At 70.0% G+C, this 20,458-nt stretch carries 23 protein-coding genes; 9 read left to right on the top strand and 14 right to left on the bottom strand.

Annotation, left to right across the window (positions count from 1 at the left end):
* Positions 1-114: 114 nt before the first annotated feature.
* On the top strand, positions 115-1,593 hold the full coding sequence (locus JOD67_RS00230) for an MFS transporter (protein WP_205113712.1): 1,479 nt from the start codon (positions 115-117) through the stop codon (positions 1,591-1,593).
* Here JOD67_RS00230 and JOD67_RS00225 read toward each other — a convergent pair.
* The 9 genes from JOD67_RS00225 to JOD67_RS00185 form a co-directional block, all read right to left on the bottom strand.
* Positions 1,590-1,901 (bottom strand): AzlD domain-containing protein, encoded by a 312-nt coding sequence (locus JOD67_RS00225; RefSeq protein WP_205113710.1) that lies wholly within the window; start codon positions 1,899-1,901, stop codon positions 1,590-1,592. The two genes, JOD67_RS00230 and JOD67_RS00225, sit on opposite strands and share 4 nt — an antisense overlap.
* Positions 1,898-2,560 (bottom strand): AzlC family ABC transporter permease, encoded by a 663-nt coding sequence (locus JOD67_RS00220; protein ID WP_205113708.1) that lies wholly within the window; start codon positions 2,558-2,560, stop codon positions 1,898-1,900. The genes JOD67_RS00225 and JOD67_RS00220 overlap by 4 nt, the downstream gene beginning before the upstream one ends.
* Before the next feature lie 383 nt (positions 2,561-2,943).
* Positions 2,944-3,429, bottom strand: a complete 486-nt coding sequence (locus JOD67_RS00215; RefSeq protein WP_205113706.1) for an SRPBCC domain-containing protein — start codon at positions 3,427-3,429, stop codon at positions 2,944-2,946.
* Position 3,430: 1 nt separating this feature from the next.
* Positions 3,431-3,784 carry an ArsR/SmtB family transcription factor gene (locus tag JOD67_RS00210; protein ID WP_205113704.1) on the bottom strand — a complete coding sequence of 118 codons (354 nt, stop codon included), beginning with the start codon at positions 3,782-3,784 and terminating at the stop codon, positions 3,431-3,433.
* Between the two features lie 54 nt (positions 3,785-3,838).
* Positions 3,839-5,089, bottom strand: coding sequence for an RNA polymerase sigma factor (locus JOD67_RS00205; protein ID WP_205113702.1), 1,251 nt, complete (start codon positions 5,087-5,089; stop codon positions 3,839-3,841).
* Entirely contained in the window at positions 5,086-5,475 is a 390-nt protein-coding gene (locus JOD67_RS00200; RefSeq protein WP_205113700.1) for a YciI family protein, read from the bottom strand. The genes JOD67_RS00205 and JOD67_RS00200 overlap by 4 nt, the downstream gene beginning before the upstream one ends.
* A 90-nt stretch (positions 5,476-5,565) precedes the next feature.
* Positions 5,566-6,987, bottom strand: coding sequence for an ATP-binding protein (locus tag JOD67_RS00195; protein ID WP_239553673.1), 1,422 nt, complete (start codon positions 6,985-6,987; stop codon positions 5,566-5,568).
* Positions 6,988-6,995: 8 nt separating this feature from the next.
* Positions 6,996-8,651, bottom strand: a complete 1,656-nt coding sequence (locus tag JOD67_RS00190; protein ID WP_205113696.1) for an NAD(P)/FAD-dependent oxidoreductase — start codon at positions 8,649-8,651, stop codon at positions 6,996-6,998.
* 153 nt (positions 8,652-8,804) lie between these two features.
* Positions 8,805-9,842 carry an iron-siderophore ABC transporter substrate-binding protein gene (locus JOD67_RS00185; protein WP_205113694.1) on the bottom strand — a complete coding sequence of 346 codons (1,038 nt, stop codon included), beginning with the start codon at positions 9,840-9,842 and terminating at the stop codon, positions 8,805-8,807.
* Between the two features lie 46 nt (positions 9,843-9,888).
* Between JOD67_RS00185 and JOD67_RS00180 the strand changes: the two genes are divergently transcribed.
* Complete coding sequence (locus JOD67_RS00180) at positions 9,889-10,647, top strand: phosphotransferase (RefSeq protein ID WP_205113692.1); 759 nt, start codon at positions 9,889-9,891, stop codon at positions 10,645-10,647.
* On the opposite strand, the gene JOD67_RS00175 is transcribed toward JOD67_RS00180, so the two are convergent.
* The 4 genes from JOD67_RS00175 to JOD67_RS00160 all read right to left on the bottom strand — a co-directional run bounded on the left by JOD67_RS00175 (position 10,648) and on the right by JOD67_RS00160 (position 14,146).
* The gene (locus tag JOD67_RS00175) at positions 10,648-12,414 is read right to left on the bottom strand and encodes a DNA polymerase (protein WP_205113690.1); all 1,767 of its coding nucleotides are present in this window, start codon (positions 12,412-12,414) and stop codon (positions 10,648-10,650) included.
* A gap of 49 nt (positions 12,415-12,463) precedes the next feature.
* Positions 12,464-13,213 (bottom strand): DinB family protein, encoded by a 750-nt coding sequence (locus JOD67_RS00170; RefSeq protein ID WP_205113689.1) that lies wholly within the window; start codon positions 13,211-13,213, stop codon positions 12,464-12,466.
* Between the two features lie 63 nt (positions 13,214-13,276).
* Positions 13,277-13,831: an SRPBCC family protein gene (locus tag JOD67_RS00165; protein WP_205113687.1), complete on the bottom strand. Its 555-nt coding sequence runs from the start codon at positions 13,829-13,831 to the stop codon at positions 13,277-13,279.
* On the bottom strand, positions 13,832-14,146 hold the full coding sequence (locus JOD67_RS00160; RefSeq protein ID WP_205113685.1) for an ArsR/SmtB family transcription factor: 315 nt from the start codon (positions 14,144-14,146) through the stop codon (positions 13,832-13,834).
* Between the two features lie 85 nt (positions 14,147-14,231).
* Between JOD67_RS00160 and JOD67_RS00155 the strand changes: the two genes are divergently transcribed.
* The 4 genes from JOD67_RS00155 (at position 14,232) to JOD67_RS00140 (ending at position 17,943) form a co-directional block, all read left to right on the top strand.
* Complete coding sequence (locus JOD67_RS00155) at positions 14,232-14,828, top strand: ArsR/SmtB family transcription factor (RefSeq protein ID WP_205113683.1); 597 nt, start codon at positions 14,232-14,234, stop codon at positions 14,826-14,828.
* Positions 14,829-14,830: 2 nt separating this feature from the next.
* Positions 14,831-15,526 (top strand): SRPBCC family protein, encoded by a 696-nt coding sequence (locus tag JOD67_RS00150; protein WP_205113681.1) that lies wholly within the window; start codon positions 14,831-14,833, stop codon positions 15,524-15,526.
* A gap of 105 nt (positions 15,527-15,631) precedes the next feature.
* Entirely contained in the window at positions 15,632-16,072 is a 441-nt protein-coding gene (locus JOD67_RS00145) for a DUF6220 domain-containing protein (protein WP_205113679.1), read from the top strand.
* The gene (locus tag JOD67_RS00140; protein WP_205113677.1) at positions 16,069-17,943 is read left to right on the top strand and encodes a multicopper oxidase family protein; all 1,875 of its coding nucleotides are present in this window, start codon (positions 16,069-16,071) and stop codon (positions 17,941-17,943) included. Before JOD67_RS00145 ends, JOD67_RS00140 begins: the two co-directional genes overlap by 4 nt.
* Here JOD67_RS00140 and JOD67_RS00135 read toward each other — a convergent pair.
* A complete protein-coding gene (locus JOD67_RS00135) occupies positions 17,930-18,676 on the bottom strand; it encodes an SDR family NAD(P)-dependent oxidoreductase (protein ID WP_205113675.1) in 747 nt (248 codons plus the stop codon). The genes JOD67_RS00140 and JOD67_RS00135 overlap by 14 nt on opposite strands.
* 102 nt (positions 18,677-18,778) lie before the next feature.
* Here JOD67_RS00135 and JOD67_RS00130 point away from each other — a divergent pair, with 102 nt between their 5' ends.
* From JOD67_RS00130 to JOD67_RS00120, 3 genes are read left to right on the top strand one after another with little or no spacing between them, the layout of a single operon-like run.
* Entirely contained in the window at positions 18,779-19,633 is an 855-nt protein-coding gene (locus JOD67_RS00130; RefSeq protein ID WP_205113673.1) for a helix-turn-helix domain-containing protein, read from the top strand.
* A gap of 37 nt (positions 19,634-19,670) precedes the next feature.
* A complete protein-coding gene (locus tag JOD67_RS00125) occupies positions 19,671-19,943 on the top strand; it encodes a DUF6458 family protein (RefSeq protein WP_205113670.1) in 273 nt (90 codons plus the stop codon).
* Between the two features lie 59 nt (positions 19,944-20,002).
* On the top strand, positions 20,003-20,449 hold the full coding sequence (locus tag JOD67_RS00120; protein WP_205113668.1) for a LapA family protein: 447 nt from the start codon (positions 20,003-20,005) through the stop codon (positions 20,447-20,449).
* The last annotated feature ends 9 nt before the right edge of the window (positions 20,450-20,458 follow it).

The raw sequence follows: 20,458 nt of genomic DNA, 5'->3' as shown, positions 1-20,458 counted from the left end.
TCACGTTCCCGTCCCGATCTCGAAACTGTGTGGAAAATCCTGGCCAGCAAGATGTCGAGATCCCCGTTCGAGGTCCGACCCCCTCGTGTAAGCACCCACGAGGAAGGACTCGAGATGACCGCCCAGACAGTCCCGCCGCCCGCCACCCACCCGGTCCCGGCACGAGCCACCAGGCGCGAGTGGATCGGACTCGTCGCGCTCGCCGTACCCTCGGCGCTCGTCTCCGTCGACCTGTTCGTCCTCCTGCTCGCCCTCCCGCAGCTCAGCCGGGACCTCGGCGCCACCAGCAACGAGCAGCTCTGGATCCTGGACAGCTACGGGTTCCTGCTCTCCGGCTTCCTCGTCACGATGGGCAACCTCGGCGACCGCATCGGGAGGCGCAAGCTGCTGCTGATCGGCGGTACGGCGTTCGGCCTCGCCTCGATCCTCGCCGCCTTCGCCCCCACGCCCGAGCTGCTCATCCTCGCCCGCGCCCTGCTCGGCGTCGCCGGCGCCACGCTCGCGCCGTCCACGCTCGCGCTGATCGGCAACATGTTCCGCGACGAGAAGCAGCGCTCCCTCGCCATCGGCGTCTGGCTGGTCAGCATGATCTCCGGCAGCGCCACCGGCCCGCTCGTCGGCGGCATCATGCTCGAGCACTTCTGGTGGGGCTCGGTCTTCCTGCTCGCCGTTCCCGCGATGGTCGTGCTGCTGATCGTCGGCCCGCGGTACCTGCCCGAGTACCGCTCGGAGCACGCCGGCCGCATCGACCTGCCCAGCGTCGTCCTCTCCTTCGTCGCGATCCTCCCGGTCATCTACGGCATCAAGGAGCTGGCCAAGAACGGTGCGCAACCCCTCCCCATCGCCAGCCTGCTCGCCGGCCTCGCCCTCGGCGCCGCGTTCCTCCAACGGCAGCGGCGACTCGAGCACCCGCTGGTCGATCTGAAGCTGTTCGCCGACCGTTCGTTCACCACCGCACTCGTCAGCATGCTCGCCAACACGATGCTCGCCGGCGCGGTGATGGTGTTCATCACGCAGTTCTTCCAACTGGTGTTGGGGTACTCGCCGCTCGAGTCCGGCCTGTGGATGCTGCCCGCCGTCGCCGCCGGCATCGTCAGCTTCCAGGTCTCGCCGCTGCTCGCGCGCCGGATCCGGCCTGCCAGGCTGATCCCCGCGGGCCTCGCCATCTCGACCGCGGGGCTCCTGACCATCACCCAGGCGAACAGCCTGGCGCCGATCGTCATCGGCTTCGTCCTCATCAACCTCGGCGCCGGCCCGCTGGTCACCCTGGGCACCAACCTGGTCATCGGCTCGGCGCCGCCCGAGCGCGCCGGTGCCGCGGCGTCGATCTCGCAGACGTTCAACGAGCTCGGGTTCGCGCTCGGTGTCGCCTTGCTCGGCACGCTGGGGACGGTGGTCTACCGCGCCAACCTGCACGGCGTTCCCGCCGAGAACGGGGTGACGTCGGTGACGGATCCCGAGTACGTCGCGGTGGCTCGGGACGCGTTCGCCAGCGGGGTGCACGTGGTGGCGTGGGTGAGCGCGGCGGTGTTCGTGGCGGTCGCTGTACTGATCGCCCGGCAGCTCCGGCACGTACCACCGATCGGTGCCTAGAACAGCAAGCGGGCAAGAGCTGTTGCGCCCGCGGCGAGCAGGATCACCGCGATCATCGGCAGCCGTAGAAACAGCGCGAGGGCCGCGACGCCGAGGCCGACGAGGCGGAAGTCGAGGTGCAGCTGCCGGTCGTCGCCGGCGAACACCTCGGTGACGATGAGCGCGGCGAGCAGTGCCGGAACGAGCAGCGCGATCAAGGAGCGCAGCCGTTCCGGCAGCTCGCGTTCGCCGAGGACGAGCGGGCCGGCCGCCTTGATGAGGAACGTGCCGACGGCCAGCAGGATGATCGTGATCCAGGTGGCGTTCATCGGTCGGCCCACTTCAGTCCGACCAGCGCGGCGAGGCCGGCGGCGAGGATGGGGAGGCCGGCGGGAAGGACCGGCGTCAGGACGAGGGTGAGGGCGGCACCGAGGAGCGCGATGACCTTGCGTACTGGGGTTTTGAGCTCCGGCCAGAGCAGCGCGAGGTAGAACGCGGGGAAGATCACGTCGAGGCCGAACGCCTCGGGCGCGGGGATGCTGGCGCCGACGAGGACGCCGGTGACGGTGCCCAACCACCAGCCGGCGCCCTGCACGGCGGTGGCGGTGAAGAGGCGCCGGCGGTCGAACGTACCGTCGCCGGCACTCGCGAGCGCGAACGAGGCGTCGACGATCGTCTGGCCCTGGAGCACGCGGGCGAACCGGTTGCCCCTGAAGCTGGAGGCGACCGCGAGGCCCATGGGCAGGAACCTCGCGTTCATCAGCAGCCCGGCCAGCGTCGCCGGCGCGAACCCACCCCCGGCGGCGAGCACGCTGAGCGCGGCGAACTGGGCGGAACCGGCGAACACCACGACGGACATCACGATCGGCGCCCACGGACCCATGACGGGCTCGGCGAGGGCGCCGAACGTGACCCCGATGGCGGCGGTGGGCAGGAACAGCGGGGCGGCCTGGCGCAGGTCCGAACCCAGGCGATCGTCGAGAACCATGCCGATCACGCTAGCCGGGGGCAGCGATTCCTCCACAGCTTCGGATCTTGGCGGGTTGTCCACAGCTGGGCGGCTGGGCCGGGCGTTGGGTTGCGGGTTCGGCGACGCTTGAGTCAGTCGCCTATAGCCGCGGGTCGGGTCGCACCAGCCCGTGGCCGGCTTGGCCCCTCGCTGCGCGTGGTTCGGCCGACCCGGGCGACGCTTGGTTGGGAAAGGCAGGGGAAGGGGCCCTCAACTCAGCGGAGCGACCCTTGGGAAGGGCCCGCCCTGTGCGGGCCGGGCGTACGAACGGCCTTGGTCGATTTTAGCAGGTCAGACGGGTAACGGACGGAGGTGTCAAGGTGAGGTTGACGGACGTGACGCGAGGGGTGGCGGGCCTGCGCCTACCCGTTCGCGAGCAGCTTCCCGATCGCGTCGAGTTGGCCGGCGATGCCGGCCTCGCGACCTGCCGCGGCATCCGGCCCGGGACCGTGGACGCCGTCGAGGTGGACGCCCTGCTCGGTGAACGTGAGCCGAGTCCCCGGGGCGCCGTCGTCAGTCGGTGCGAGCACGATCGTGGCGATCGACGTCGAGGCGTGCGCCCCGTCGAGCCACATGTCGTACGTGTAGACGATCCGCTCGTTCGGCGTGATGTCGGTGTACGTGGCGTGGTACCGGGACAGCGGGCCGCCGTTCCCGTGACGCCCGTCGTCGATCACCACGCCGCCGACCCGGAAGTCGTCGCTGCGCTCGACGCAGTCGAAGGCGTCGCTGCCGAACCACTTGCGCTTGACCTCGGGGTCCGCGAACGCGGCCCACACGCGGTCGACCGGAACCGGGTACTCGCGCTCGAGCACGAACGTGGCGTGGGTCTGGGCGCGGTCGGTCATGTCAGTCCTCCTGTGTCGGTTGACGGTGGGTGAGGTAGTCGCCCAGGCGGTCGAGCTGGCTTTCCCGCGGGCGGCGGTGGGCCACGATCCAGGCGTTGGCTGGGACCAGCGCGTCGGGCACGAGTTGGTACGTGCGTACCCGGCCGACCTTCTCCGACGAGACGATCCGCGCCTCCTCGAGCACCCGGAGGTGCTGGACGACGGTGGGCAGCGCCATGCCGAACGGTTCGGCGAGCTGGCTCACCGACGCCGGCCCGTGGACCAGCCGGGCGACCATCGCCCGGCGGGTGCCGTCGGCCAGTGCGCGAAACATCCGGTCGAGCTCACCGTCGGTCTCGTCCGAATGCTTAGGCATATGACTAAGTATTACGGCCGAGCCGAGGATGTCAACCTCGTCGCCGAGGTGGGGCTACTCCGAGGGGAGGGCGGCGGCGCGTTGGGTGAGGTAGTGCTGCTCGGGTGCGCTGGTCGTCTGGGACGCCGCGCGTTGGTACGACGCCCGGGCTCCCGCGAGGTCTCCCGCCATCTCCAGCAGGTGCGCGCGCACCGCATGCAAGCGGTGGTGGCTGGACAGGCGGTCGTCGGAGTCAAGGGGCGCGAGCAGGTCCAGCCCCGCTCGCGGGCCCTCCACCATCGCCAACGCGACGGCGTGGTTGAGGGTCACGACGGGGTTCGCCGAGAGCTTGGACAGCAACTCGTACAACGCCAGGATCTGCGGCCAGTCCGTCGACTCCGCCGACGCGGCCTCGTCGTGCAGCGCCGCGATCGCGGCCTGCAGTTGGTACGGCCCCAGCGGCGCACGCGCCAGGGTCTCCGACACCAGAGCGACGCCCTCGGCGATGAACGCGCCGTTCCACAGGGACCGGTCCTGCTCCGCCAGCGGCACCAGCTCGCCGTCAGCCGTGGCACGCGCCAGCCGGCGGGCATCCGTCAGCAGCATCAACGCCAACAACCCGGCGACCTCACCGTCAGCAGGCAACAGCCGGTGCACCGCCCGCGTCAGCCGGATCGCCTCCGCCGTCAGGTCGGTCCGCGACAACGACGGCCCCGAGGTCGTCGTGTAACCCTCGTTGAAGATCAGGTACAGAACGTGCAACACCACCGCCAGCCGCTCCGCCCGCTCGGCAGCCGGCGGCAGCTCGAACGAAGACCCAGCAGCCTTGATCGCCTGCTTGGCCCGCGAGATCCGCTGCCCCATCGTCGAGTCCGGTACGAGGAAAGCCCGCGCGATCTGCACGGTCGTCAGACCGCCCACCGCCCGCAACGTCAACGCCACCTGGGACGCCGGCGACAACGCCGGATGGCAACACAGGAACAGCAACGTCAACGTGTCGTCCTCGAACGACGACGATCCGTCCGGCCCCGACTCCACGAACTCGTCCGCCGGAGTCAGCGACGCCATCGTCTCCTCGCGCCGCCGCCGCGCCGAGTCGCTCCGCAACAGGTCCGTCAACCGCCGCGACGCCACCGTCACCAGCCACCCGCGCGGGTTCGACGGCACCCCCTCCGAGGGCCATTGCTGCGAAGCCGCCAGCAGGGCTTCCTGAACGGCGTCCTCACACGCGTCGAAATGCCCGTACCGCCGGATCAACGCGCCGAGGACCTGCGGCGCCAGTGGGCGCAGCAGGTCCTCGATGGCAGGGGGCTCGCCCAAGCTCACATCTCCTGGCCGGACAGGTCCATGATCGGCCGCAGCTCGACGGCACCGTACCGAGCGTCCGGGAACCGCTGCGCGATCTCCATCGCCCGCTCCTCCGTCTCGGTCTCGAGTACGAAGTACCCGGCCAGCTGCTCCTTCGCCTCAGCGTACGGCCCGTCCATCGTCCGCAGCTCGTCGTCCACCAGCCGCGTCGTCTTCGTCGTCGACGGATCGGCCAGCGGCCCCGCCGTCAACAGCTCGCCCGACTCGCGGATCTCCTCCAGCAGCCCGTTCCCCTGCGCCAGCAGGGCGGAACGCTTCTCCGGCGTCAGCCCGTCCTGGTTGTACAGGTAGATCGGGTGCGCCCAGGTGGTCGGGTTCGCGTAGATCAGCAGCAGATACTTCACGTCGTCACTCCCTCGATGTCCGACACCGTCTCGATGCCTCTCGACAGAGACGTCGGAGCCGGGCGACGGATTTCGACAGCGACAGCGACCCTATCCCTCCGCCTGCGGCTGCTCGTGCAGAGGCAGCAACACCTGGAAGCGGGTGTCGCCGGGCTCGGACTCCACCCGCATGTCGCCGCCGTGGCGGCTGACGACGATGCGGTACGAGATGTCCAGCCCGAGGCCCGTCCCCTCGCCGACCGGCTTCGTGGTGAAGAACGGCTCGAAGATGCGCTGCTTGTTCTCCGGCGGAATGCCCTTGCCGGTATCGCAGATCTCCACGACGACGCGGTCGTCCTCCGACATGCGCGTACGAATCGTCAACGTGCCTTGGCCGTCCATCGCCTGGACCGCGTTGTCGATGAGGTTGGTCCACACCTGGTTGAGCTCGCCGGCGTACGCGGGGATTTGCGGCAGCGAACGATCGAACTCCTTCACGACCTGGATGCCCGAGCCGAACTTCCCACCCAGCATGACCAAGGTGGCCTTGAGTCCGTCGTGCACGTCGATCACCTGATGCGGAGCGCGGTCCATCTGCGAGTACTGCTTGGCCGCTCCGATCAACGTCGAGATCCGCGTCGTGCTGTCCTCGATCTCGCCCATCAGCGACTCGGTCTCGACCGCGTACGCGATCCACCGCAGCGCGCCGTCGAGGAAGTCGTCGCCGACGGACTCGTGTACGTCCGCGAGATCGTCGGCCGTCAGGCCAGCCTCGACGAACGTCGGCGCGAGGTTGAAGCCGTTCTGCACGTCGTGGTCGTCCATCCAGTCCGACATCTCGTCCTCGCGCTCGGACTCCTGCATGGCAGTGAGCTTCGGCGCGGACGCGACCTTCTTGACGAGGCGTTCCTGGATCTCGATCAGCTGCTCGAGCAGGTCCGGGTTGATGTCGTGCTTGGCCAGCATCGCGAGCTTCTGCCGCATGCCGGCGACGCGTTCGCGCAGCTGCGCGGTCGCGCGTACGGCCGCGGCGGCGGGGTTGTTGAGCTCGTGCGTCAGGCCGGCCGACAGCGAGCCGAGCGCGAGCAGGCGTTCGCGCTGTCCCACCGTGGCGTCGTTGTTGCGCACGCTCAGCCACATGCCCTGCAGCAGGTGCGTCGCCAGCGGGAACCACTCGCGGAACTGATGGGAGAACTCGGCGTCCGGCAGCGCGAGAACGGTCATCGGCGTCAGCGCGTACACGCTCGCGCCGATCCGGTGCACCTCCTCGTCGAGGAAGATCTGCGTGGTCCCGAAGTAGACGCCGCGCTGGTCGGTGCGGTTGACCTCGACCTCTTCGCCGCGGACCTTGCGGCACATCCGCAACGTGCCGCTCAGCAGGACGTAGAACCAGTCGCCGGTCTTGCCCTCGGACGCGACCGTGTCGCCCTCGTCGTACTCCTTGACCTCGGCGTGCTCCATGATCCAGTCGAGCTGCTCCTCGTCGAGGCTCTCGAACAGGAAGAGGGTGCGCAGGTCTTCGCGGGTCGGCATCTCCGCGCTCATCGGTCCTCCAGGTACCGGTGGACGAGAGTGACCGCCATGGCGCCTTCGCCGACGGCCGAGGCCACTCGTTTCACCGACTGTGAGCGTACGTCGCCGGCGACGAAGACGCCCGGAATCGACGACTCCAGGTAGTACGGGTCGCGGTCTGGCCGCCAGGCCCGCGGCCGCCGGCCGTCGACCAGCAGGTCGGGACCGGTGAGCACGAAGCCGTTCTGGTCGCGGGAGATCGTCCCGTCCAGCCACTCCGTCCGCGGCGCGGCGCCGATGAACACGAACAGGTGGTTGGTCGCCACGGCCTCGGTGAACCCGTCGCCCTCGCAGATCGTGAGGCGCTCCAGGTGCTCCTCGCCGTGCGTCTCCTCGACGGTCGTACGGAGTCGTACGTTCACGTTGTCGATCCCGCGCAGCTGCTCGATCAGGTAGTGCGACATCGACCGTTCGAGCGACTCGCCGCGGACCAACAGCGTGACGGACTTGGCGAAACGGGACAGGTAGACCGCCGCCTGGCCGGCCGAGTTGGCGCCGCCGACGACGTACGCGTCCTGCCCGGAGCAGTTCGGCGCCTCGGTCGAGGCCGCGCCGTAGTAGATGCCGCGCCCGGTCAAGTCCTCCGAACCGCCCGCGGCGAGGGCTCGGTACGAGACGCCGGTCGCGAGGACGACGGAGTGCGCGGCGATCTCCGTGCCGTCGCCGAACTTCACGACCCGGCTCGACCCGCGGGCCTCCAGCCCCATCACGTCGCGGGCGGTGAGGACCTCCGCGCCGAACCGTTGTGCCTGCCGGCGGGCCCGGTCGGTCAGCTGGGTGCCGGAGACGCCGTCGGGGAAGCCGAGGTAGTTCTCGATCCGCGAGCTCTGCCCGGCCTGCCCGCCGGTGGCGTCGCGTTCGACGATCACCGTACGCAGGCCCTCGCTCGCTCCGTAGACGGCCGCGCCGAGGCCGGCGGGCCCGCCGCCGATGACGATCAGGTCGTAGAAGTCCTCGGCCGGCGTGGTGTTCAGGCCGACCGCGGCCGCGACCTCCGGGCCGGACGGGCTGCGCAGCGCCTCGCCGTCCGGCGTGATCACGACGGGCACGTCCTCGGGCGTCGCGCCGGCGGCCTCGAGCAGCCGGGCGCCCTCGGGCTCGTCAGCGGAGTACCAGCGGTACGGAACGGAGTTGCGGGCGAGGAACTCGCGGACCTCGTACGACCGCGCCGACCAGCGGTGGCCGACGATCTTGGTCTCCGCGACCTCCTGCTCGCCGACCGCCTTCCAGGTCTCGACGAGCGCGTCGACGACCGGGTAGAGCTTCTCCTCCGGCGGGTCCCACGGCTTGAGCAGGTAGTGGTCGACGTCGACGACGTTGATCGCCTGGATCGCGGCCTCGGTGTCGGCGTACGCGGTGAGCAGCGCGCGGCGGGCGTGCGGGAACAGGTCCATCGCCTGCTCGAGGAACTGGATGCCGTCCATCTGCGGCATCCGGTAGTCGGCGAGGATCGCGGCGACGGTGCCGCCGCGCAGCTTCACCTCGCGCAGCGCTTCCAGGGCGTCCATCCCGGAGTCGGCGCGCATGATGCGGTAGTGCTCCCCGTACTGGCGCCGCAGATCCCTGGCGACGGTACGGGAGACCGACGGGTCGTCGTCGACGGTCAGGAGGATCGGCAAGCTCATGTCGTCGAGGTTAGCCGGGCATTGCTAGTCCCATGGTCGCGCTCCGCGCTCCGAGCCGGGTGCTTTGAACGCGGTGCCTTCCTCCCCGTCCAATGGCTGCCGTTTATGTCCAGTTCGGTAGCAGGCCGGGGAGGAAAGCACCGCGGCACCCGGCTAGCCCGTCTTGGCCGTGAGCAGCGGGACCAGCTTGTCGATGCCGTATGGGATGCTCAGGACGGAGTTGAACGCGAGCGAGGCGCCGACCTTGTCCTGTTCGTCGTACGGCAGGTAGATCACGCGGCCTTCCTTGGCGACCTTCAGCTGCTGGAAGAGCTGGTTCTTCTTCAGGGCTTCGGCCTGCTTGGGGTTGATCAGCAGCACGAGGCGGTCGACCTCGAGCAGTTGGAGCTGCTCGGGGCTCAGCTCGATGCCGAACTGCTTGCCGATCTTCGCGTCGAGCTCGGTCGACGGCTTGAACCCGAGGTTGGTCATGAACTGGCCGCGTGGGTCAGTGCTGGCGAACGGGTAGTACGACTTCGGCGAGTTCCCCGCGTCGACGACGGCCGCGGTCTGCTCGGCGAACTCGGGGTGCTCCTGGCGGACCTTGGCGAACCTGTCCTCGATGTCCTTGATGAGCTGCTTCGCCTTGTCCTCCTGGCCGGTCGCCTTGCCCGCGACGAGCGTCATCTCCTGCCAGGGCGTGGTGTAGTCGGCGTACTTGGCGTCGTTCAGCACGGTCGGCGCGATCGCGGTGAGCTTGTCGTAGAACGTCTTGTCGACGTCGTCGCCGCCGGAGTACAGGCCGATGATCAGGTCCGGGTCGAGCGCGGCGATCTTCTCCAGGCTGGGCTTCTCGCCGCCGCCTCCGATGATGTCGGGCTGAGTGCCGCCCCAGAGCGGCTTCTCCCACGGCCAGTCGCCGTACGGGCGTTCGCCGAACCAGTCCATGACGCCGACGGGCTTGATGCCGAGCGCGAGCAAGGGCTCCTGGTCGGTGTAGCCGACGGTGACGACCCGTTCCGGCTTGGCCTCGATCGTGGTCTTGCCCTTGGCGTGCTCGATCGTGACCGGGAACCCGCCACCCCCGCCCGCGCTGTCCGTCGTGGCGGTGGGCTTGTCGTCGATGCTGGCCTGGCCTCCGCCGCCACTGCCACAACCCGCGGCGGCCAACGTGAGCGCGGCGATTCCCGCCACGACGGTACGTCTACGCATGTTAAGTGAGGCTAGCCTAAACGTGTCGATGACTAGCGTGGTACCCGTGATCTTGGCCGTCGTTCGCCACTGGAGTCGGGTCGTTCCTTCGCCCACGGTGACCGAGCTGCACTCTGCACTGGGTGCCGTCTGGCGGGTGACGTCGGGCGGTCGGTCCTACGTGCTGAAGCGGCACGAGTCGCTCGACCGGCTCGACCAGGAGCAGCGCGTGCTGAGGCACCTGGCCGAGCGCGAGGTGCCCGTCGCGGTGCCGGTGCCTACCGATGACGGGCGGCTGGTGGGGGATGGCGCGTACACGCTTGCGCCCGCACTCCCGGGTGCTGCGCCGACCATCGGTGACGCCGGTGCGATCGGCCGCGCTCTCGCTCAACTGCACGGCGCTCTCGCCGACTTCCCCGCCCGCATCGAGACCTACTCGATGCCGCACGGCCAGCTGCCGCTCCAGCTGGTTCACGGTGACTTCCACGGCGGCAACGTGTTGGTGTCCGACGGCGCGGTGACGGGTTTCGTCGACTTCGCCAACCTCTGCTACGCGCCGCGCGTCCATGACGTCGCCCGTTACCTGGTCGACCAGGTGCTCTGGGTGGTCGCCAGGCCGGACGAGCGGGAGCAGTCTTTCCGAGCCGCGATGGCGGACCTCGTCGACGGCTACCGGCTCACCGAACGGGAGCGCGCCGAGCTCGTTCCGGCGATGCGCGCGTCGGCGAGGTCGCTGGCCGCGTGGTTGCGCGACACGCCTGGCCTCCCGTCGGACTGGCCCTCGATCGGAGCCGCCGCGGTGAGCTGGATCGACGACCGTCTCTAGTTACTTGGCATCCGACCACCGGTCCACCACGGACACGTCGGCGACGAAGTGGACGCCGCTGCCGGCGGCCCACCAGGCGGTGGTCGTCGCGAGCGAGCCGGTCACGACCGCAGCCGCGGTCTCGGCGTGGACAGCGGGGACGTGGACGAGCAGCTCGTCGTGCAGGCACAGCACGATCCGCCCGCCTAGCGGCACCAGGGCCGCGCGCACGCTGGCGGCCCAGGCCTTGAACAGCTCTGCCGCCGCGCCTTGGATCACCGCGTTACGGGCGAAGCGCCCCGCCCCCGTCACCAGGCCCTGCACCGCGCCCGCGGCGAGCAGCTCCGCGTCCACCCGCAGCGGCGACACCGATGCGGGATCGACCGCCCCCGACCCGAGCCGGATCCGCCGGCCGCCGTACGTACGGATGTCCCGCCCCGCGCGGCCCGCCTCCTCGGCGGCGCGCAGGTAGGCGAGCGCGTGCGGGTACGCGCGTTCCATTCGCTTCAGCGCCGCGCCGGCCGAGCCCGACGTCTGCCCGTACATCGCCGCGAGCACCGCGACCTTGGCCGTCGGACGGTCCGTTCCGATCTGCGCGGCCACCGGTGCGTAGAGGTCGTCCGACTGTGTCGCCGCGGTCAGCCCCGCATCACCCGACACCGCCGCCAGCACGCGCGGCTCGATCTGCCCCAGGTCCGCGCGGACGAGCACATGCCCCGGCTCCGCGCGTACCGCGACGCGATGCGACGAGGGCAGGTTGTGCAGCCCCGCCTGCGCGGTCATCCGCCCCGCGCCGCCGTCCGCCGCGCCCCAACCGCCGCGCAGCCGGCCGTCCGCCCCGACGTGCCGGTCCAGCCAGCGGTACCCGTACGTCGTGAGCACCCGCTCCGCCTTGCGCCAGTCCAGCAGCGCGGCCACGCCGGCGTGGGTGGCGCGGAACGGTTCCAGCCGCCAGGACCGCGTGTCCGGGACGACGATGCCGATCTTGGCGAGCAGCTCGTTGACCTGTGCGGGGTTGCGCAGGTCGGCGGTCGTCCCCTCGCGCCAATGGGCGAGTACCTCCTGGTCGCGCCGTACTCGCAGCGCGGTCTCCTCCGCGGCGTCCGCGGGGCGCGGCCCGACGTAGCCCGCGATGCACTCCTCGGCCGCCGCACGGTCGAGCGGGAGCCCGTCGTGCTCGAGCTCGACGGCGATCAACGCCGCCGCCGACTCCGCGTACGCCGTCAGCAGGCAGAGCTTGGGCGAACGCGGCACCGGCCGCGGATCGCCAAGCCGCGCGAGGATCCGCCGCTGGCTCTCGTGCACCTCCAGCGCGAGCGAAGCCCACTGGGCCGCGTGATCCGGCGACTCGAACTCCTGATCGCACCACTCCGGATGCAGCTGTCCATCGGGCAGAACAGGGGAGTCCGGAGGCGGCGTCGGCTCGTCGAACAAGGTCGGCTCACCACGCCGCCGTGGCTCCGGCTCGGCCAGTTCGTGGGCTGCCGCCCACACCGCGGCCGGATCGGCGCGGTGCCCTCCGTACAGCAGCCGGTGCACGGCGGCGAGGTCCCAACAGCTCGCCAGCCGTACGTCCACCAGCTCCCGCGCCGTCGTCGCGGCGTCCCACCAGACCCAGCGCGGCCGGTGCCTCTCCGTCAGCTGCCGGACGAGCGACGCCGGATCGCCCGCCAACGACCACCGCTGCCCACCGAACGCCAGCCCGATGCCCACCCCGGGCACGACGGCCACCGCGACCGGCGAACCGGCGACGAGGGCTTCTGGGCTCTGTTGTCCAGGAAGGGGCACGGACCCCATCGTTCCGGACACCACCCCCATGACAGCCAAGGCGGCGGTCCTAGCCGCGCGCCTCGATCGCGTCCAGGTCCCGCACGGCGTAGCGGTGGTGCTCCCACTCCTCCTCGAGGATCACGTGCACGCAGGACAGCGTGGTCTCCGCATGCTCGGGGTTGTGCGGATTCTTGCGGGTCTCGGCCAGCACGTCGACGGTGGCGGTGGCGAGGAAATCGCGCACCATCGCGACCCGACCCGCTCGCGCCTCCACCACCTCGGCGTACGTCGGCTCGTCGGTCCGGAAGACCGAGAAGTCGAAGCCCTCGCGAGAACCCCGGTCGATGAGCCCGAGCGGATGGAACGGCTGCTCCTTCTCCAGCACGCCCCGGCCGAACCACATGTCCGTCGCCAGGATCAGGTGCCGCAGCGTCTGCGTGAACGTCCACTCGTCGGCCACCGACACGTCGACCGTGCCGGGAGGCATCGCCGCGACCCGCTCGAGGGTGCCAGCCCAGGTGCGATGCAGCGCGGCGAACGCCTCGCGTAGCTTCTCCGGCTCCCTGGCGAACTTGTCGCCGCGGCCGGGGAAGCGGCGGTCGAGCTCGGCCTCGACGTACGGGACCACGTCGATGCCGTTGACGAAGAAGCTGGCACCGCCGTCGGCGAGCCACGGCGCGTCGATCTCCGCCCCGGTCACGTCGACGCCGCGCACGACGGCTCCGGACAGGTCACACGCGACGAACCGGGCGCCACTGAGGTTGACGCCGCGGAACTCCGCGCCCTGCAGGTCGTCCGACCCGGTGAACTTCGCCATGGCCTCCCCTTTCACGCGGTCCCATGCACGTGCGGACAGCGTAGGGAAGGCCACCGACAAAGGTCAGTTCTCCGCGGCCTTGTCCGCGTGGCTGGTGCTGACCGGAAGGTCGAGCTTCTTCGCGTACGCCTCGTTCAGCTCCGCCCAGCCGTAGTTCATCGCCTCGTGGCCGCGGATCGGGCCGATCGGCTGACCGTCCAGCAACGAATCGGCGACGAGCAGGCACAGGTGCCAGCCGGCGGCCAGCTGCGGGACCGACTCGCGTTCCTTCACGGTGTGCTCGAGCGTCAGCCGGCTGCCGCCAGCGGTCGGCTCGACCGACCAGCGCAGCACGTCGCCGCCCCACTCGTACTCCAACAGGGACGGGGGATTCGCGATCGTCACCTCGCCCGCCAGCGACTCGTCGGAGCCGTCGACCATCGTCAACGTCGCCTTGCCCACGCTGCCGAGGTTGCGGTCGGCGGTGAACGGGGCCCAGGCGCGCAGCTGCTCGGGCTCGGTCAGCGACCCCCACACCTTCGCCGGCGCGTGCCGGAGGTCGCGGGTGAAGACCAGCGTCCACCGGTCTGCGTTCGGGCGGTATCCGACCGAGGCCAACGGCCCTGGATTGAAGCTCATCTAGTCCTCCTCCTGGTTGTCGAGGTGTCGTTCGAGGGCGTCCAGGTGCTGGTCCCACAGCTCGCGATAGGGCTGCAGCCAGGCGTCGAGCTCCACGAGCGGTCGCACCTCGATTCGATAGATGCGTTGCTGTGCCGCGGTCCGGACCGACACGAAGCCGGCGTCGCGCAGCACCTTCAGATGCTTGGACATCGTCGGTTGGCTGACGTTCAGCACCTCGACGAGCTCGTTGACGCTGTGGCTCGACGTACGGAGCTCGTCGAGGATGCGGCGCCGAGTCGGCTCGGCGAGCACGGTGAACGGGTCAGCTAGCACATCGCCGAATATGCCGACGAACGTATATGCCTGTCAAGGCCTACGCCATTTGACAAATGAAACTGTCGAATCGCATCATGGGGTCATGCCAGCCGCCGACCTCACCGTGATCGAGGACCCCGAACGCGTCCGGACGGCGCTGACACCGATCCGCCGCCAGCTGCTCGCGCGGCTCCGCGAGCCCGCCTCGGCGTCGCAGCTCGCCCTCGAGCTGGACCTGCCGAGGCAACGTGTCAACTACCACTTGCGCGCGCTCGAGAAGGCAGATCTGCTCGAGTTGGTTGAGGAAAGGCGACGACGTGGCTGCATCGAACGCATCCTCCGCGCCAAGGCCAACGCGTTCGTCGTCGATCCCGGTGTGATGGGCACTGAGCGCTCGTTCGCCAAGATCCAGGACCAGTACGCCGCCGACCATCTCGTCGAGGTCGCCGCCGACACCGTGACCGACGTCGCGCGCATGCAGGCCAGCGCGGCCGAGGCCGGGACCCGCCTGCTCACGTTCACGATCGAGACCGAGGTGCGCTTCGCCGAGCCGGGCGACGTGCACCGCTTCACCGACGCCCTCGCCGAGGCGATCCGCCGCACGGTCGAGGCCTTCGACGCCCCGACCGGACGCCCGTACCGCCTCGTCGTCGGCGGCCATCCGACACCAAGGCCCACACCGAGACCCGCAGGAGAATGAGCATGGGAGACACCGACCGCCCTGTCATCGAGGTGACGATCGCCGCCCCCGCCGACGCCGTCTGGCACGCGCTCCGGGACAAGGACCAGCTGCGCCGCTGGCACGGCTGGGACTACCCGGAGAACGGCGGCCTCGACGCCGAGATCGACACGATCTTCTTCTCCGAACTGACCGAGGACCCGGTCGCCCGCCGGCTCGCGCTCGGCAGCGGCGACACGTTCACGATCGAGGAGGTTCCGGGCGGCTCCCGGCTCCGGATCACCCGCGGCGCCAAGACCGGTGGCGAGTGGGACGAGTACTACGACGACATCACCCAGGGCTGGACGTCGTTCGCGCAGCAGCTCAGGTTCCTGCTCGAGCGTCACGACGGCGACGAACGCCGCACGCTGTTCTTCACCAGTACCGGCCAGGAGCCGCTCGAGGCGCTCGGCCTGACCGGCGTCGCGGAGAACGAGGTCGGCAAGCGGTACGACGCCGAGCTCGCCGGCAAGGCGATCGGCGGCGAGGTGTGGTTCCGGACCGAGCACCAGCTCGGACTCACCGTCGAGGGCTGGGGCGACGGGCTGCTCGTCGTCGCGTACAACCCGGCGAAGTCCGCGGCGATGGCGATCCTCAGCACGTACGGCCGCTCCGACGCCGAGCTCGCAGCGCTCGGCGAGGGTTGGGGAGCTGCGTGGAGTAACAACTACCAGCTGTAGTACTCCCTGGGGAGTACGTTCGGCGTCTCCCGGCGTGCGATGACTCCTTCCGGGTCGGGCAGCCACTATCGTCGTGGCCGTCATCCGACCTGGAAGGAACGCACCATGCGCAGGGTCTTCTTTGGACTCGCCGTACTACTCCTCGCCGCAGCCGTGGCGCAGTTCTTCTTCGCGGGCTACGGATCCTTCGCCAAGCCGCGGACCGATCACACCTACGACATCCACCGCATCATCGGGATGATGGTGATCCCGGTGCTGTCGATCCTGATGGCGGTCTTCGCCGCGCTGAGCAAGGGCGGCGGCCGGCTGATCGGGCTCTCGCTGCTGCCGCTCGGCCTGGTGATCCTGCAGATCGTGATCGCCGCGATCGCGCGGGCCGTCGCCGGCGACACCGGCACGACGAACACCGCCAGCCTGATCATCTTCGGCCTGCACGCCCTGAACGGGCTCGCGATCGGCGGCGTGGCCGGAGCGTTGTTCAGCGAGGGACGCAAGCTGGCCTCCGGAACCGCCGAGACCGGGGCCGTCGCGCCGGCAACGTCGTGACCGCCGGCGCGCTGCTGATCGTCGACCTGCTGCTGGCAGTGGTCGCGGCGGCGGCGTGGATCGGCGCGGGTGTGACGGCGGCCGTACGGCGGCCGCGGATCGCGCTGCTGGTGTTCGTCGGAGCGTCGATCTGCACGCTCGCTCGGGTGGGAACGACGGTCGCGCTGGCCGGCAACGGCTGGTGGTTCGTGCAGGAGAAGGTGTTGTTCGGGCTCCCGCTCGCGGTGCTGTTCGCCTTGCTGGCTTGGATTGTGGCGTTCCGGCCGTTGCTGCGGGGGCAGGAGTCGCCGGTCGTTCCGCTGGTGCTTCTGACCGCTGGCTACGCCGCCGCGGCGGCGCTGGTCGTGACGTTCCTGTTCGGCTATCCGCTCCGGATCTCGGTCGCGCTGGTGGCGACCGCGCTGGTCGGGGTGGCGGCCTTGGTGACCTGGCGGATGCTCGTTCCCGGCCGGTCCCGCTCGCGGCTGGCGATCGTCGGCGGTGCGGCGGCGGTCGGCGTCGCGGGGATCGCGACCGGCTTCCTCCCGGTGGCGGCGATCGACACCGGCGGCGGGCACGCGCACAGCGCCGGCGGCGAGACGCGTTCGGTCGCGGACCTCGCCGGGCCGGCAGCCGTTCCGCCGGGCGTGCCGGTACGGCGGTACGAGCTGACCGCGCGCAAGTCCACCGCGACGTTGCCGTCCGGCCAGAAGCTCGACGCCTGGCTGTACAACGGCAAGCTGCCGGGGCCTGAACTCACCGCCACAGAAGGCGATCTGATCGAGGTCAAGCTGCGCAACGCCGACATCGACCGCGGCGTGACGCTGCACTGGCACGGCTACGACGTGCCCAACCGCGAGGACGGCGCGCCCGGTGTCACGCAGGACGCGGTCATGCCGGGCGGGGAGTTCGTCTATCGCTTCCGGGCCACGCAGGTCGGGACGTACTGGTACCACACGCACCAGGTCTCCGACACGGGCGTGCGCATGGGCTTGTACGGAACGCTGATCGTGTCGCCGAAGGGCCCGAAGCCCGCGGGCGCCGAGGTCGTCCTTCCGGTGCACACGTTCTCCGGCGCGATGGTGCTGGGCTCGTCGGACGAGGTCCTCGACCACCGCTTCCGGCCGGGGACGCCGGTGCGGGTCCGGCTGATCAACACCGACAGCACACCGCACCGTTTCGCCTTGGCGGGAACGCCGTTCCGGGTCGCCGCGGTGGACGGCCGGGACCTCAACGAGCCGGGCGAGATCTCCGAGCAGTCATTGGTGATCGCGGCCGGCGGGCGGAACGACGTGACGTTCACGATGCCGTCGCGCGGTGTGGCACTGTACGTCGACGGGCTGACCACTCTGGGGCGGACGTTCTCACCGGAGGGCTCCGGGTCCGCATCGTACGTGGGCGTTGACGAAACGGCCGGCTGGAAGCAGCTCGACCTGCTGTCGTACGGCAAGCCTCGCTCGACGGGGATCGACGGGTCGAGCCCGTTCGACCGCCGGTTCACGCTCGTGGTCGACCGCACGCTCGCGGTCGCCGGCGGGCTGCCGAAGTACGCCTACACCGTGGACGGCCGCGCGTACCCCGACGTGCCGGTGCAACAGGTCAAGGAAGGCGACCTCGTGTTGATGACGATCGTCAACCGGGGTTTGGACAACCATCCTTGGCACCTGCACGGACACACGGTGCAGATCATCTCCGGGAACGGTCGGGTGCCGACCGGAAGTCCCTTGCTGCTCGACACGTTCGAGGTACGTCCGGGGGAGGTGTGGCAGGTCGCGTTCCGTGCGACGAACCCCGGGCTCTGGATGAACCACTGCCACAACCTTCCGCACGCGGACCAGGGGATGATGCTGCACCTGGAGTACGAGGGCGTGACCTCTCCTAACCGCCGTTGACGCTGATGACCTGCCCGTTGATGCCGGTGTTCGCGGCCGAGGCGAGGTAGACGATCGACCGCGCGACCTCGTCGGCCGTGAGCAGCCGGGCGATGGGGGAGCGCGCGGCGTACTCCTTGCCGAACGAGTCGGTGATGAACCCGTTCGTGTCGGTCAACGTGAGCCCTGGCATCACGACGTTCGACAGGATGTCGCCGTCCTTGCCGAGGGCGAACGCCACCGAACGGCTGAACCCGTGCAGGGCGGCCTTCGCGGCGACGTAGTACTCCGCGCCCGCCGAGCCGTCGGTCACCAACGAGGTTGACACATGCAGCAGCCGGCCCCAGCGCTGCTGGCGCATGGTCGGCGCCACGGCCCTCGTCAGCGCGATCGTGCCTTCGATGTTGGTACGGAGCGCGTCCTGCCAGTCGTCCACGTTCTCGAAGCCGAGCTCCCACGTGCTCGGGTCCGCGCCCCAGCTGACGGCGTTGTTCACCAGCACGTCGACGCGTCCGGTCCACTCGAGCGTGGCGTCGACGAGGGCGTGCGTGCTCGCTTCGTCGGCGAGGTCGAACCGTACGGGCAGGGCTCGTTCGCCGATCTCCTTGGCGATCAGCTCGGCCTCGTCCTTGTTGTTCCGGTAGCCGAGCACGACGTGGGCGCCCTCGGCGGCGAACGTCCGGGCGAGCCGGCGGCCGATGCCGCCGCCTGCGCCGGTGACGATGACAGTGCGTTCGTTGAGTCCTAGATCCATGTCGTCCACGCTGCTCGCTTCGGCGCTGACCAGGGAGGCCGCGCTCAGAGTGGCCTTCGCAGGGACACCCTCCGGATCGGGCGGCTGGGTAAGCTGGCAGGCATGGACGAGAGCGAGATCGGCGGGTTCCTGCGCTCCCGCCGGGAGGCGATCACGCCCGCGGAGGTCGGTCTGCCGACCGGACCGCGGCGGCGTACGCCTGGGCTGCGCCGCTCCGAGCTCGCCGTGCTGGCGGGGATCAGCGTGGAGTACCTCACCCGCATCGAGCAGGGCCGCGACCGGCATCCGTCGTCGCAGGTGCTCGGGGCGCTGGCCGACGCGTTGCGGATGTCGACCGACGACCGGATGTTGCTGATGCGGATCGTCAAGGCCACGGGTGGAACGGGGATCTGCCCGGGCCCGGTGCCGCCGGGGCAGGCGGTGCGCGCGACCGTTCGGTCGTTGCTGGAGCGGATGGAGCCGTCGCCGGCGTTCGTGCAGAACAGGCTGGGCGACGTTCTCGCCTACACCGAAGGATTTCGGGCCCTCTTCGCGCCGTTGGGGCTACTGGACGGCTCGCACGTGAACCTCCCGGTGTACGTCTTCGCGACTCCGCAGTCGCGTTCGGCCTTCCCCGACTGGGAGTTGGTCGCGGACGACGCGGCCGCTCTGCTGCGATCCCAGGCCGGGTGCGGCGACGAGCACACCGAGCTGCTGGTCGACGAGCTGACGGTCGTGGCAGGTGCTTCCTTCACGTCGCGGATGACTGGTGCGGTGACCCTGCCGCGACGTACGGGCGTGCTGCGGCTGGATCACCCGGCCGTGGGGGAGCTGCGGTTGTCGTTCGAGCACCTCGCTCTGCCGGACGCGGACGACCAGACGCTGGTCGTCTACCTGCCCGCCGACGCCGCCTCGAGCGAGGCGCTGGATCGCGTCGTCGGGCGGCAGCCTCGCTCGTTGCGAGCTCTCACCGGCTGAGGTGTGTATCCGCGCCTGACGCGGGTACGCCGGTCGCATGAGCATCGGTGGAAGCATCTTCTTGATCGTGGTCGGAGCGATCCTCGCGTTCGGCGTGCGAGCTGACATCGTTGGCTGGCTGAACATCAACGTGGTCGGCTGGGTCCTGATCCTTGCCGGGCTCGCGACCCTTGCCCTGACCCTCACCATCTGGTCGAAGCGCCGCCGGGCGCGGACCGTGACTCAGCAGCGGACGTACGAGGACGGCACTCCGACGACCGTCACTGAGGAAGAGGTCTACCGCGACCGCGGCGCGCCGCCGGCTCCCTAGTCCCTGGGACCGCGGTCTGGCCACACGGGGGTTTCGCCTTCCTTGATAGGAGGAAACCCATGGATACCAGCACACTCGTGCTGATCATCGCGATCGTCGTGGTGGCAGCGCTGATCGTCGCCTTCGTCGTCCTGGCGTCGACGCGCAACCAGGCACGACGAGAGCAGGAACGCCGTGAGAACGCCGCGGCCGAACGAGAGAAAGCCGAACGACTGGCCCAGCGCGCCGAGCACCAGGGTGCCCGCGCGGACGAGCTGGCCGCCCAGGCGCGGCAGGCGCAGGCTCAGGCCGAGTCGCAACGCGCGGCCGCCCAGTCCTCGCAGACCAAGGCCGCTGAGCGGGTCCGGGAAGCGGACGAGCTGGACCCGGACGTGACCGACGAAGCCGACGAATCGGACCGCAACCTTCGGCACGGCCGGCACACCAATGGCTCCACCAACGCTGGCCCCACCGACCAGCCGGCCTCGGCCGATCCGTCGCGGACGAACGGTCGGCGCGGCTGGTGAACCTCTTGT

The organism is Tenggerimyces flavus (genome assembly GCF_016907715.1).
Lineage (GTDB): Bacteria > Actinomycetota > Actinomycetes > Propionibacteriales > Actinopolymorphaceae > Tenggerimyces > Tenggerimyces flavus.
The sequence above is the reverse complement of the archived record's forward strand: the minus strand, read 5'-3'. Positions and strand labels throughout refer to the sequence as shown.